Below are 14,801 nucleotides of genomic sequence, written 5' to 3' on the forward strand. Positions count from 1 at the left end.
ACAAATGGAGAGTCAACAAAGACCGAATCTCATCTATATTTTTGCCGATCAATGGCGCCGTCAGGCTGTCGGCTATGAAGAGGAGGACCAGGTGATTACGCCAAATATCGATGCTTTTGCGCAGGAGGGAACGATCTTTTCCCATGCCGTCACCTGCTCTCCATTGTGCTCTCCTCATCGGGCCTCCCTGCTGACGGGCAGGTACCCAAACAGCACGGGGGTCTATACCAATTGTAAGGTCGGCGCCGACGTTATGTTGAGTCCGGATGAAACTTGTATCAGCGATGTGCTCTCGGAGAACGGCTACCAGACGGCCTATATTGGCAAGTGGCATCTCGATTTGCCCGAATTAAACGTCACCGACAAGCCGGAATCTGGGGCCTCCGGCTGGGATGCCTATACTCCGCCGGGACCGAAACGGCATGGCTTCCAATATTGGTATTCCTACGGGGCATGGGATGAGCATCTTGCCCCGCATTACTGGCAGGACAGTCCGGAAAAAATTAAAGTCAGTCAATGGTCGGTTGAGCATGAAACGGACCAGACCCTTAAGTATCTTCAACACCGGGATAAAGAGCAGCCGTTTGCTTTATTCTTATCGTGGAATCCGCCGCACAGCCCGTTCGATCAGGTGCCGGAAAAATATCGGAAGCTGTACGACAGGGAGCAAATTACCTTTAGGGAAAACGTGAACCAGTCCACATTTTTGGTGCATACCGGAGAACCAGTGGATGGCGGCATCGAGGAATTAAAAGATAAGCAATTAAACTATTTCGCTGCCATCTCAGGTATAGATGACCAGTTCCGAAGAATTTTGCAATTTTTAAAGGAAGAAAATTTGGAAGAAAACACGATTGTTGTGTTGACATCGGACCATGGTGAAATGATGGGCTCCCATGGCTTGATGGCAAAGCATGTGTGGTATGAGGAATCAATCGGGGTTCCGTTTTGCGTTCGCTGGCCAGGGGTGATTCCGCAAACAAGAACGAATCTCCTGCTGAACACCGTCGATATTATGCCGACCCTTTTGAGCTTGCTGGATTTAGAGATTCCTAGTTCGGTAGAGGGGGCGGATTTATCCGGGTATATCCTGAACCGCCAGAGCGGCGGACCGGGGGAAGCATATATTAGCGCCTATCCGGGCCGGAAGGAAGCGATTGAAGCGTTTCGTGAAGCAGGACTGGATAATCGGGAATTTGGCTGGAGAGCGGTTCGAACCCATAATTTTACCTATGCGATTCACCAGGGCTATGCCCCTGATGATGAATTGGTCCGTTTGCTTTACGATTTGAAAAACGATCAATACCAGCTTCACCCGGAGCTGATTGAAGACCCATCCGCACATCCGGCCGCTTTGGAGCTTGAAGGAAAGCTGTGCCGCTGGCTGAAAGACTTAAATGATCCTTTTTACAACAAACTTAGAGGTGTTATGAAATGACCGTATATGCTGCAGAGGTACGCAAAGAAGACATTAAAGATATCGAACGTTTTACGAAAACTCCGGCTGTTGACCGCGCTTTTGTGGAAAAAGCTATTCAGCATGTTTTGGCCAAAATTGACCAGAGCTTAGATGTATTCACAGATAAGTTTCCCGATTCTAACAGTGAGAATCTTGTCTACAAACCGATTGAAAACGTGGAATGGACAACGAGCTTCTGGACCGGGATGCTATGGCTCGCTTATGAGTATACCGGGGAAGAGAAATACCGGAAAGTGGCCGAAAAGCAGATTCAGAGTTTTAAAGAACGGCTCGAAAAACGAATTGAAGTTGACCATCATGACCTGGGCTTCCTTTACACATTAAGCTGTGTCAGTGCCTATAAATTGACTGGAAATGAAGAAGCAAAGGAAATCGCATTAAAAGCAGCAGATTTGCTAATTACCCGCTATTACGATAAAGCCGGAATTATCCAGGCCTGGGGAGACTTGAACGATCCGAAGCAGCGCGGCCGGATGATCATTGACTGCAACCTGAACCTGCCGTTGCTTTATTGGGCATCGGAGGTAACTGGAAAGCCACATTATCGGGAAATGGCCCAGTCGCATGTCAAGCAGGCAGCCAAATATATTGTCCGTGAAGACGCCTCCACTTTCCATACGTATTACATGGATCCGGAAACAGGCGACCCATTGTACGGCAATACTCACCAAGGTTTTGCGGATGATTCGTGCTGGGCGCGCGGGCAAGCTTGGGGTATCTATGGGTTTCCGCTCAGCTACCACTATACAAGTGATTGGAGTTTAGTTGAGTTAGCGAAGAAACTGACAAACTATTATTTAAACCGTTTGCCGGAAGATGAGATTTGCTACTGGGATTTAATTTTTACAGAGGGTGACGAGGAGCGGGACAGCTCAGCGGCAGCAATTACAATCTGCGGCCTGCTCGAGATGGCAAAGCACATGCCGTTAACCGACCCGGAAAAACATATCTATGAAAATGCCGCATTAATGATGGTGCAGTCCCTATATGAAAACTATCGGACCGAGATCGACAGTGAAGCCAATGGAATCCTCAAGCATGCGGTCTACTACAAAGCCGGCGGCCGCGGCGTGGATGAAAGCTGCATCTGGGGCGACTATTACTATTTCGAAGCATTAATCAGACTTGTGAAAGATTGGAAGATGTACTGGTAAATCTTAATGATTTGAAAGGGGAAATGTTAGGATGGATGGCAAGCTTTATAAAACAATGGAGTTTATCATGAACGCGTTTTTGCTGAATGCACTTTGGCTGGTGATGTGCCTGCCCATCCTGACCATTTTCCCCGCCACAACGGCTATGTTTGGGGTGGTCAGGGAATGGCAGAAGCACAAGGACATTCGCGTCATTTCTGCTTATTTACGCCACTTTAAAGGAAACTTTAAACAAAGCTTCCTTCTTGGCATTTTATGGATCGTCTTTACGGGTGTGCTAATCGGTGATTTTATCATCACGAACCAGCTGAATTCGAACCTGAAATACGCACTATTTGCGTTTTTCTTCCTATTAACCATGGTTTACCTGTTTGCATCGATTACGATTTTTCCAGTTCTCGTTCATTACCGGGTATCTTGGAAAGATGCGATCAAGAATGCCATGCTGCTTTCGATTGGCAAGCTTCATTTCACGCTTCTTTCCCTTGTGATCATCGCCGGGGCAGTGGGGATTGTTTTTTATTTTCCGGCAGCTTCAATGTTAGTTTTTAGCGTTGCCGCCTACTTGATTTATGCCCTGGTAGCAAAGGGGTTTCATAACAAGAAAAAGGTTCAAACCAATGGCCAGACAGCTGCTGTTTAACATTTTGATTTCATCATGAAAGAAGGGGCAATCATGTATCAGATTTTAGTGACGGGACATGGCGGTTTCCCGTCTGGTGTCCAATCTGCTCTCTGCTATTTAATGGGGGACAATCCGAATCTATCTATCTTAGAGCTTTCTGAAGGGATGACTCACGAACAGTATGAAGCAGAGTTAACCGAGTTTTTGAAAAATCACCCCCAGGTGCTAGTCTTTGTAGATTTAACAGGTGGCGCCCCGCACCAGATTGCCGCAAGGGTCCTACTTGAACACCATTTTTCACCCGAACAATTCCTTATTTCAGGCATGCCGTTAAGTGTGGTGACCGAGTTAACGATGAAGTTTCAATTTCAAGAAGTCGCAGTAGAGGATGCTCCGGCAGTCATTCAACAGACCTTAGCTGAGTGCAAAGACATGATTCATTATCTTTCATTGGCAGGAGGCGTTTGAGTTGGATCTTACTCGATTAAAAGCAAACCTTGCAACATACTCATCTAATCAGCAAATGCCCTTTCTGAACGAGCGTGAACGAAAAGCTTCTTATTTAAATAGCAATCTTTTGTGTGCCAACATTTTTGTTTTTAAAAAGCCATTGGATATGGAGGCCTGCTATATTCCCTACTCCTTTCAAGAGATTGACTGGAACCGAGCGATGAATGCAGATGAGGAATGGATTTTCATGTTAAACCGACATGAATATCTGATTGACTTAGCAAAGGTTTACTCCGATTCAAAGGACGAGAAATACCTGGCATGCTGGAAACGGCTTGTTTTTGACTGGATTGAGCGAAATCCATTCTCCGAGGAGAAGCTCCGGACCTCATGGCGGACAATTGACACCGGCATCCGCTGCACAAGCTGGGTGAAAAGCCTCCAATTCATCTATGGGGAATTGCAGGATGAGGAGCTGCAACTCATTTTTGAATCCCTTAAGCAGCAAGTGCTCTTTTTGAAAAATCAATACCTTGATCGATATACGTTGAGCAACTGGGGCACTTTACAGATTTCCGGCATATTACAGGCAGTTATGCTTTGCGAAGACTTGGTCTCGGAGGAAATCGTGAAGTGGGCATGGGAAGAGCTTGAACGCCAATGCGATATCCAGTTTCATGGGGACGGTGTCCACTGGGAGCAGTCACCGCTGTATCACTTCGAGGTTTTGTTTGCTTTAGTTGATATTTACAGGACTGCTCGAGCGTTAGGTATCCAGATTTCCTTTGATTTAAAAAGCTTCATCGAGCAGGCCGTTCATGCTGCCTATTACATGATTTATCCGAATGGCTATGTTGTTCCGCAGCATGACAGCGATTATGTGTTTGTTTCAGATGTGTTTGATAGATTAAAGGAGTTTTTGCAGGCGAACTTGCCTGAGCTGTTTATCGGCGAGGATAGCGGCAATTTTGTCTATAAAACGGAAAAAGATTTTGTCAGTGTCTGGAATGGGCGCCATGGCAGCGGGCATGCGCATGCGAGTTTAGGTCATCTGAATCTGTTCTTGAACGGGGAGAGAGTCCTGTGTGATTCGGGAAGATTCACTTATCAGGAAGGACCTGTCCGAAACTTCTTAAAATCAGCCCAAAGCCACAGTACCGTATTAGTTGATGATGTTCCCTTCATGTCCGTCAAAGACTCTTGGTCCTACCACTATGTCGGGAAAGCTCTGGGGAACCGTATTAAGGAAACAGCTGATTTGATCGTGATGGAAAGTACTTTTTCCCATACAACCTATATGGTGCAGCGGACGGTTGTTTTTATCAAAAAAGAAGGGATTGCGATTGTCATCGATCATGTTGACAGCGATGGCCCCCACACGATGAAACGATACTTTCACCTAAATCCGGAGATGAGGGCAAGCAAACAGGATGGCTGCTGGGAGTTAAGCGGCAAACGGAATAAAGCTTATACATATTTTTTGGAAAATGCCGATACGTACTCCCAGGACAGCATTTTTTCGGACATCTATAACCGGCTTGGCAATCGTACGACATTTATAGAGGAAAAGAATTTTGAGCATCGCGGCATCAGCACAGCGATTTTTTCCGGAAAGCCGCTCGTGGTGAAAAAGCATTATATTGAGAAATGCGCGAGTGATGAGCAGCCGGCTGATGAACAGTTTCTAGGGTTCCAGCTTGAGTCAGATTCCGCAGTCTATGATGTTTATTTTGCAGCTAATGACACGGTAAAAGGGGAACGGGTTTACAAGCACAATGATGTGCACCTATATCATAAACTGACCATTTTGAATGATGGCAAGAAAGTGACGTTTTTTTAAGGAGGGGCGACCATGAAAAAGTATAAGGTGTTAAGCGGCGTAATCGAGTCTGGTGTCGTTGCTGTTGTTAGAGCGGATAGCAAAGAAGAGGCGATTGCCATTTCGGAGGCTTGTGTAGCAGGTGGAATAAACTCTATTGAAATTACATTTACCATCCAAGATGCCGAGTCGGTCATTAAGGAATTGGCTTCTTATTTTGCGGAGCGTCCGGAAGTCATCATCGGGGCGGGGACGGTATTGGATGAGGTTACCGCAAGAATTGCGATTATGGCGGGCGCCCAATTTGTCGTCAGCCCCTGCTTTGATGAACGGACAGCCAAGCTTTGTCATTTATATCAAGTTCCCTATATGCCGGGCTGCATGACGATTACAGAAATAAAGAATGCGCTGGAGCATGGGGTGGACCTGATTAAATTATTCCCGGGTGATACGTTGGGGCCGGGCTTTGTGAAAGCTGTCAAAGCACCGCTTCCACAAGTAAATATCATGCCGACCGGCGGAGTCAATCTCGATAATGTAGAACAATGGATTCAAAATGGCTGTGCCGCTGTTGGTGTAGGTGGGAATCTGATTGCACCGGCAAAAACGGGAGATTATGAAAAGATTACGGAGATTGCCAGTCAATATGTAGCGAGAGTCCAGCGAGCACGCGGGGGATTGGGATGAAAATGGTTGTCACACTGGGAGAGATCATGCTCCGTTTATCGACACGGGAGGGAGTTCTTCTAAAACAGGCAGATCAACTGAGCGTGCATTATGGGGGAGCAGAGGCAAATGTTGCTGTTTCTTTAGCCAATTTTGGTTATCAGGCCTATTTTGTAAGCAAGATTCCTTCCAACCCGTTAGGCATGGCGGTTGAACGGCATCTGAAATCCCATGGAGTCCAAACCGATTACCTCATCAAAGGCGGAGAACGGCTGGGAGCCTACTATATCGAAGCCGGGGCAGGTGAACGAAGTGCACAGGTGACCTATGACCGTAAGTACTCGAGTTTTTCGGGGCTTGAAGCCGAAGAGGTAGAGATTGAGAGGATCCTGGCTGGAGCTTCTTTAATCCATATTACGGGAATCACCCTGGCCCTGTCTGCCTCTTTACGCCAGCTTGTCCTGAGTATTTTTCAAAAAGCAAAGGAAATGGGGATTAAAGTCAGTTTTGATTTTAACTATCGTTCTAAGCTGTGGTCGCAGCGGGAGGCAGCTGAAGCATTTAAACAGCTGATGCCGTATATCGACATTTGTTTCTGTGGCGAATTGGACGCTGTGCATTTGCTTGGGCTTCCACAAGTTGATACGGAGGTACCTCCGCAGGAACGGCTGAAAGTCTATTATCAGAGGATAAAACAACTTTATCCGAATCTTGAATATTTGAGTTCTACATCCCGCACAGTGCTTTCGGCGTCGAGCAATCGATTGCAAGGAAACATGTTTGTTAATGGGGAGCTGTTTCAATCGAAAGTGCATCGGATTGACCCGATAGTTGACCGCGTTGGAGGGGGTGATTCGTTTGCAGCAGGAATTTTGGCGGGCATTTTGGAAGAACTGCCTGCACAGCAAATCATTTCATTCGGAACAGCTGCCTCTGCATTAAAGCACACTGTTCAAGGGGACTGTAATCCGTTTTCTAGGGAAGAAGTCCTTCAGTTTGCCGCTGCGGAATCAGGAGCAATTAAGAGGTAAGATTCTTTAGCTTTTGAGGTTGTAATTTTACACTCTATCGGCGGATTTTGAGGTCCTATCGGCGAATTTCGATGTTGTATCGGCGAATTTCGATGTTCTATCGGCGATTCGCAGTAATCATCTAAAAAAATCACAAAAAAAGGAGATATGAATCATGGAAACACGTTATGCCCACCATCCGGAGGATATGAAAAAATACACAACCGAGGAATTAAGAAGAGAATTCCTTGTCGAAACATTATTTGAACCAGGTCAGGTCCATTTAACCTATACCCATGTGGACCGGATGATTTTTGGCGGGGTTACTCCGGCTGATCAGGAATTAACGATTAAGCTCGACAAAGAATTGGGAGTAGAGTATTTCTTAGAGCGCCGCGAGCTTGGAATCATTAATATCGGCGGTGAAGGGTCCGTTGTCCTAGACGGAACTGAATATGAAATGCAGCAGCGTGACGGTCTTTATGTCGGTAAAGGAACAAAGGAAGTGTTATTCCGTTCCAAGGATGCTGCTAATCCGGCGAAGTTTTATATCAACTCTGCACCAGCTCACCATACGTACCCGACTGTAAAAATCGATATTAACAAAATTGATCCGCTGCAAATGGGAGCTCCAGAAACATTAAACGAGCGAAAAATTTATCAGTATGTGCACCCTAATGTATGTCAGAGCTGCCAGCTGCAAATGGGTCTGACGATGCTTGCACCGGGAAGCGTGTGGAATACGATGCCATGCCATACCCATGAGCGCCGCATGGAAGTGTATTTATACTTTGATATGGAACCGGAAACCCGCGTCTTCCATTTCATGGGGAAACCGGATGAAACAAGACACATAGTCATGAAAAACGAACAGGCTACGATTTCACCAAGCTGGTCCATCCATACCGGTACCGCAACAAGCAACTATACCTTTATTTGGGGCATGTGCGGTGAAAACATCACTTATAGTGATATGGACCATGTAAAAATGGAAGATTTGCGCTAATTCAAACACAGAGAGATGCATCATGAGCCCCGACAAGCGCACTAGCTTTGCGGGGCTTAGACGTTAAATTCTAGAAAAATATCATTTTGGAGGTAAATAGAATGACTCTTACATCATTTTCACTGGATTACTTTAGTCTTGCTGGGAAAGTAGCGATTGTTACAGGGGCCAATAAAGGGTTGGGGCAGGCATATGCTGTGGCGCTTGCCAAGGCCGGTGCCGATCTATTTGTTGTCGCGAGAAGCGGAGATTGTGAAGAAACTCGGGCCTTAATTGAAGAAACGGGCCGCAGGGCTGAGTTTTTTCAAGCAGATTTAAGTGACCGGGCAGCGGTCAAGCAAGTCGTGCCTGAGTGTCTGAAGGTATATGGGAAAGTAGATATTTTGGTCAACAATGCCGGCACCATCCTTCGTTCACCGTTAGTCGAGTACAAGGAGGAAGATTGGGATACCGTCATGGAGGTCAATTTGAATTCGTTGTACCTGTTAAGCCAGGAGGCAGCGAAAGTGATGGTGGAGCAAAAGAGCGGAAAAATCATCAATATCGCCTCGATGCTTTCGTTCCAGGGCGGCAAGTTTGTCCCTCCGTATACAGCCAGCAAACACGCGGTTGCTGGATTGACAAAGGCCTTTGCGAATGAATTGGCCGAACATAATATTCAAATCAATGCGATTGCACCAGGCTATATTGCGACAGACAATACTGCCCCAATTCGTGCCGATGAAAAGCGAAACGCTGAGATTCTGTCGCGTATTCCGGCAGCACGCTGGGCCGACCCGTCCGACCTGATGGGCACGGTTGTCTTTTTGGCCAGCAAAGCCTCTGATTATATGAATGGGCATGTTCTAGCGGTAGATGGGGGCTGGCTGGCAAGGTAAAACTCTATTTGTCCACTTTGGTTAGAAGATCTGTGTCTCAAAAAATTTCTTTATAGGATGGTGTATTTATGGGGAAAAATCTAAAGAAAATTTTAGCGACATCCGTGACATTAACGACCTTTTTAACAGTTCCGGCGATAGATTCCAACAACTCCGTTCAGGCTTCTGAACCGTCGGCATCTGCTGTCACCGAGACAAACCCAGCAGAGACTGTAAACGACCTTAATCAATTAAAGGTAAACTTTAAAGAGTATCTGGTTGGCAATGAAAGTTTGAATACGAACCCATCGCTAGTCAGTAAAATCAATTCTGTCCACAATACAGCCAATACTAGACTCGGGGATTTCCTTCCAATAGAGGGAAGGGCACAAGGTCTGTTCAAAGGCGTCGTTCTTGGAGAAGATCCCAAAAATTTAAGCAACTCCTTTTTATATTTATACCAAATGGCGCTGGCTGCCAAGACCTATAAAGACCCTAGCCAAGCTGGGAATAATTTTTACGAAAATAAGGAACTGATCAATAAGGTCATTGATGGGTTGGATTGGCTGTATGCCAATCACTTTGCCGACCAGGAAAAGGGTTACTACGGGAACTGGTATGAATGGGAAATAGGCGCCCCGATCAATGTTACGAAAATCCTGCTTTTGTTAGAGGATGAGATTAAAGCATCTAAACCGGAATTAATCGATAACTATGTTAAGTCCATGGACCTTTATTTAAGAAATGGAAAAGACGGGGATATTGATTTAACCGCCCGTCAACACACAGGCGCCAACCTTGCCGATATCGCCACCAACCGAATCATCCAAGGGGCACTTACAGGGGATGGACAGCGGGTTTCAAAGGCAGTAGCCAATATCCTGACCGTCTTTCAAACAATCGACCCTAATCATATTGTGAATGGAAATACGGATGGATTTTATGAGGACGGCTCATTTATCCAGCACCACCGAGTTGCTTATACCGGTTCTTATGGAAAAGTTCTCTTAAATCGGATTATGCAAACCATGAATATTTTAAACGGCAGTTCTTACAATCCGGAAGAAATATTGGTTCCAACCGTTCAGAATTGGTTATATCAAGGGTTCTCCCCCGTTATTTTTGAAGGGTATATGATGGAAATCGTCAAAGGTCGAGCAGTATCAAGAACGGGGACAGGGTATCAGGATGTAACAAGCATCGTGGAGGCAATGCTAGATTTATCGAACAAATTAAATAAGGAAGATAGTAAGCGTTTAAAATCCTACATCAAATATATTGCGCAAACGTCCAAAGGAGGGATTAATCCAAACTCTTTCACCTCCTATAATGCCATTATTACCTTTAACAACATCATGGCAGATAGCCAAATTGAGGCTAAAGACGCGATTGCCGAAGAAAATCATTATGCGTTTAATTTAATGGATAAAACGGTCCATTTGCGGGATTCCTATGCGTTTGCTTTTTCAAGAAGCTCCGACCGAATCAGCAAGTATGAATATATGAGCGGCGAGAACTTAAAGCCATGGTTCCAAGGTGATGGCGCGTATTACTTATATTTATCAGGAAGAGATCAGACGAAGTCATTTGGGGCCGATTATTTGGCAGCCATCGATCCTTATAAACTCCCAGGGACCACTGTCCCTGTAGAGGAGAGAAAAACCATTCCTGAGCTGTATGATGGAAAGCTTTTCTATGAAAATACAAATCATCCGCTAAATTTCTATGCATCCTCTGTGTCGCAAAATGATTATGTTTATTTTCCAGTAGGAACAAATCATTACTCTGGTGGAGTCAAGCTTGGGAAATATGGAGTTTCCGGTATCCAGCTTGGCGATGAGATTGGCTATCGGGATAAACAGGCAGGGCTGCTCCCTGAAGACTTTGTCGCATATAAAAATGCCAATGCCAATAAATCAGCCTTTATGTTTGATGACGAAATCGTCCTGTTAGGTTCTGGTATTCAGGATCAGCTGGGAAGAGAGGTTATTTCTACTATTGATAACCGTATGTTCGATAAAAATGAAACGAGTTCCGTGGCTGGAGAAACCTATGAAAATCAAAAACTAGAGAATCCAGCTAATGGTCAATACGACTTAAAATGGATTCATTTCAATACGAATGGAGAAGGAACAAAGGTAGGTTATTACTTCCCTGAGCTTTCCAATATCCGGGTTTCCACAAACACGGTAACGGAAAGCCTAAGAAAAATCCGTACCAGCAATCTAGACACCAAGATTACTAAAAACTTCTTTACCTTAGGAATGGATCATGGAGAAAATCCCCAAAATGCTAAATATGCTTATGTAATTTTGCCGAACTTTGGTGAAAACGAAACGGAACAGTATGCAAATAATCCAGGTGTGGAAATTTTAGCTAACACCGAGGATGTTCATGCTGTTGAGCAGACGAAGCTTGGGCTAAAAGGATTTAACTTTTTTGGTGATAAAAAGAGAACAGTTAGTAATGTAACATCCTATAATCCAGCATCGATTCTTGTAAAGAAGGATGGCGATACGGTAACCGTAGCGGTCTCCGACCCGACGCTCAGCTTGGAAAAAATGAAGTTGGAAGTTGACCTATCGAGGCCGGTAGTTGTAGAGGCCAGCAAGGGTGTGAAAACATCTGTATCTAGTAAAAAAGCTTTGATTCATATTGACTCCAAGAATTCTAATGGGAAGAGCTTTGAAATTAAGTTGAAGATTAAAGAGTAATATTGGTTCTTCGGCCAACACGGCCGCGAAAAGCGAAGGAACTGTCCGAAGTTCGTGGTTGTTCGGACAAACTGGCCACGAAAAAAGCTGGAGTTGTCCGAAGATGGTGGTCCTACGGACAAAACGCCCCTAAAAAAAGTTCAAACTGTCCGTAGGCCTTATTGTCACTTAATAGAATAGTAGTTTTTCAAAACAATTGAGGAGCACACGTCATGAAAAAGCCAAATATCTTACTAATCACCAGCGACCAACAGCACTACGATACCATCGGTGCCTTTAACCCGGAGATTTCAACTCCCAACCTCGACCGTCTGGCAAAGGAAGGGACGACATTTCAACGCGCCTATTGTCCGAATCCTACCTGTACTCCGGCAAGGTCCTCCATTATTACCGGCACCTATCCAAGCCAGCACGGTGCCTGGACGTTGGGGACAAAACTAAGCGAGGATCACCTGACCGTCGGTGACGTTTTTGTTGAAAATGGCTATCGGAGCGCACTCGTTGGAAAAGCCCATTTCCAGCCGACACGCACAACGGATGAATATCCATCCTTGGAATCGCTGCCGCTTCTTCAGGATATTGAATTCTGGAAATCTTACAATCAGCCATTCTATGGCTTTGAAAAAATCGAACTCCTCCGCAACCACACAAACGAATATTTAGTTGGGCAGCATTATGTGGCATGGCTGGAGGAGAAGGGCTATCATGACTGGAAGCAGTATTATATGCCGCCAACTGGAACGATGGACCCCTCGATCACATATAAGTGGGGAATTCCGGAAGAATATCACTATAATAGTTTTATTGCGGAAAAAACAAATGAGCTTCTCGAAACCTACCAAGAGCAGGACGAAAATTTCTTCCTATGGGCGAGTTTTCCCGATCCGCATCCGCCTTATTTGGTTCCTGAACCGTGGGCTTCGATGTATGACCCTAATCAGTTGACGATTCCGGAACTATGCCCGGGAGAACATGAGAAGAACCCGCCGCATTTTCAAATGACGCAGGAGGAGAACCCCGATTTTTCCTACCTAGCGGAAACAGGCTTTGGCATTCACGGGTATCACTCTCATCTGCTGCCGGAAGACGACCGGAAAAAATTAGTGGCCAACTACTATGGTATGATTAGTTTTATGGATAAGTATATTGGTAAGATTCTAGACAAACTAGATGAAATCGGAATCGCCGATGAAACGATTGTTGTTTTTACAACGGATCACGGCCATTTCTTCGGCCAGCATGGCTTGCAGTACAAAGGCGGTTTCCACTACGAGGATTTAATCAAACTACCGTTTATTGTCCGCTATCCGGGGCAAGTACCAGCACAAAAAGAATCTCATGCCCTGCAATCGCTGGTGGATTTAGCGCCAACCTTTTTAAGCCTAGCCGGCATCCCTGTCCCGCCAATTATGTCAGGCGAAAACCAAAAGGATGTCTGGATGGGCTGCCAGGAAAACGCAAGAGATCACATTCTGTGTGAGTTCCGCCACGAACCGACTACTATCCATCAAAAAACATACGTGAATGAACGATACAAAATAACGATCTACTATCGGCAAACCTATGGAGAAATGTTTGACCTGCAGGAGGACCCAAAGGAATTAAACAATTTATGGGACCATACTGACTATCAAGAATTGAAAAAAGAGCTTCTATTAAAATATGCCTGGGCAGAGCTGCATAAAGAGCAGATGCCGATGCCAAGAATTTCACACGCCTAGGGACTAAGACCACATTTTCAACACGAAGGAGACTGACAAAATGGCACAGGCCTGTTTAACTTCCCAAAAACATTCGCATATCGGTGTCATGTGGAAAACCGTTTCGGAAGCGTGCAATCTTGCTTGTGATTATTGCTATTATAGCGGCTGCGGCGGTCAGCCGGGGAAAATTGACAAAATCGATTCTGCTATCCTTGAAAAATTTATCAAGGAATATATGGCACTTACTAACGGGGTGGCATCCTTTGCCTGGCAAGGAGGAGAGCCGCTCTTAGCCGGATTAGATTTTTTTAAACAAGTTGTTTATTTGCAGGCAAAGTACGCCCCAAAAAATACCATCATCAGCAACTCGCTACAAACGAATGCTACGCTGATTACCGAGGATTGGGCACGTTTTTTTAAACAATACAATTTCCTCATCGGTGTCAGCCTTGATGGCCCAAAAGAAATCAATGATGCAAGAAGGGTAACCGGGCATGGGAAGGGAAGCTTTGACCGGGTGATGCGTGGAATTGATTACTTGAGAAAACATCATGTCGATTTTAATATCCTAACAGTCATTCATCAAGACAATGTGGGGCGGGCAAAAGAGCTGATGGAGTTCTATCAGCAAGAGGGCTTTTCCCATGTGCAGTTTATCCCATGCATGGATTTTCGCGCGCAGGAGCCGAATAAACCGGGGCAATATCTGATTACTCCCAAACAATATGGCCAGTTTTTATGCGAGGCGTTTGACATCTGGTATAACGACGGCAACCCGAAGAGGTCTGTCCGTTTCTTCGATAACATTCTGAGTGCCTACCTGCATCAGGAGGCGGAATTATGTATCCACCGTCAGACCTGCCCGAAAACGTTGATTCTAGAACAAAATGGCGACGCTTATCCGTGCGATTTTTATATTAATGATGATTATAAGCTTGGGAATGTTGGCCGGGATTCGCTAGAAGATATCCTAAATAGTCCAAAATATGATGATTTTCTTGGATTGAAGCCTACTTTGCCCGATAAGTGCACAAGCTGTGAGTTCTTAAAGCTATGCCACGGCGGCTGTCCAAGAAATCGAGCCTGGAACCAAGCAGATGAGACGGTGAATCCAGATTATTTCTGTGAAAGCTATATGCAGGTTTATAAGCATGGACATGAACGAATGGAAAGATTGGCTGAAAGTATAAAACTTCAATGGTTACAAAATCATCTTAAAGCTGGCCGTCCAAAGCCTGAAAGAAATGATTTATGCTTATGCGGGAGCGGGAAGAAGTTCAAAAAATGCTGTGAAAAGTATATTCAAATGGTTTAACT

The 14,801-nt window shown here is 45.1% G+C and carries 12 protein-coding genes; all 12 read left to right on the forward strand.

Going from position 1 to position 14,801, the window contains the following annotated elements:
• Positions 1–4: 4 nt before the first annotated feature.
• The 12 genes from ACNQGS_RS12050 (at position 5) to ACNQGS_RS12105 (ending at position 14,799) form a co-directional block, all read left to right on the forward strand.
• Complete coding sequence (locus ACNQGS_RS12050) at positions 5–1,438, forward strand: sulfatase family protein (RefSeq protein ID WP_491487494.1); 1,434 nt, start codon at positions 5–7, stop codon at positions 1,436–1,438.
• On the forward strand, positions 1,435–2,634 hold the full coding sequence (locus ACNQGS_RS12055) for a glycoside hydrolase family 88 protein (protein ID WP_491487495.1): 1,200 nt from the start codon (positions 1,435–1,437) through the stop codon (positions 2,632–2,634). Before ACNQGS_RS12050 ends, ACNQGS_RS12055 begins: the two co-directional genes overlap by 4 nt.
• Positions 2,635–2,665: 31 nt before the next feature.
• Complete coding sequence (locus ACNQGS_RS12060) at positions 2,666–3,277, forward strand: YesL family protein (RefSeq protein ID WP_491487496.1); 612 nt, start codon at positions 2,666–2,668, stop codon at positions 3,275–3,277.
• Positions 3,278–3,310: 33 nt separating this feature from the next.
• Positions 3,311–3,727, forward strand: coding sequence for a PTS sugar transporter subunit IIA (locus ACNQGS_RS12065; RefSeq protein ID WP_491487497.1), 417 nt, complete (start codon positions 3,311–3,313; stop codon positions 3,725–3,727).
• A gap of 1 nt (position 3,728) precedes the next feature.
• On the forward strand, positions 3,729–5,549 hold the full coding sequence (locus ACNQGS_RS12070; protein ID WP_491487498.1) for an alginate lyase family protein: 1,821 nt from the start codon (positions 3,729–3,731) through the stop codon (positions 5,547–5,549).
• Positions 5,550–5,561: 12 nt separating this feature from the next.
• Entirely contained in the window at positions 5,562–6,215 is a 654-nt protein-coding gene (locus ACNQGS_RS12075; protein WP_491487499.1) for a bifunctional 4-hydroxy-2-oxoglutarate aldolase/2-dehydro-3-deoxy-phosphogluconate aldolase, read from the forward strand.
• Positions 6,212–7,225 carry a PfkB family carbohydrate kinase gene (locus ACNQGS_RS12080; protein WP_491487500.1) on the forward strand — a complete coding sequence of 338 codons (1,014 nt, stop codon included), beginning with the start codon at positions 6,212–6,214 and terminating at the stop codon, positions 7,223–7,225. The genes ACNQGS_RS12075 and ACNQGS_RS12080 overlap by 4 nt, the downstream gene beginning before the upstream one ends.
• Positions 7,226–7,379: 154 nt before the next feature.
• Positions 7,380–8,210: a 5-dehydro-4-deoxy-D-glucuronate isomerase gene (gene kduI, locus ACNQGS_RS12085; protein WP_378586029.1), complete on the forward strand. Its 831-nt coding sequence runs from the start codon at positions 7,380–7,382 to the stop codon at positions 8,208–8,210.
• Positions 8,211–8,311: 101 nt separating this feature from the next.
• Entirely contained in the window at positions 8,312–9,088 is a 777-nt protein-coding gene (gene kduD / locus ACNQGS_RS12090) for a 2-dehydro-3-deoxy-D-gluconate 5-dehydrogenase KduD (RefSeq protein WP_491487501.1), read from the forward strand.
• 68 nt (positions 9,089–9,156) lie between these two features.
• Positions 9,157–11,781, forward strand: coding sequence for a polysaccharide lyase 8 family protein (locus ACNQGS_RS12095; RefSeq protein ID WP_491487502.1), 2,625 nt, complete (start codon positions 9,157–9,159; stop codon positions 11,779–11,781).
• A 212-nt stretch (positions 11,782–11,993) separates the two neighbouring features.
• Positions 11,994–13,502 carry a sulfatase family protein gene (locus ACNQGS_RS12100; RefSeq protein WP_491487503.1) on the forward strand — a complete coding sequence of 503 codons (1,509 nt, stop codon included), beginning with the start codon at positions 11,994–11,996 and terminating at the stop codon, positions 13,500–13,502.
• A gap of 40 nt (positions 13,503–13,542) precedes the next feature.
• Entirely contained in the window at positions 13,543–14,799 is a 1,257-nt protein-coding gene (locus tag ACNQGS_RS12105) for an anaerobic sulfatase maturase (protein WP_491487504.1), read from the forward strand.
• The last annotated feature ends 2 nt before the right edge of the window (positions 14,800–14,801 follow it).

The sequence above is a fragment of the Neobacillus sp. PVCKKU3 genome, assembly GCF_058323225.1.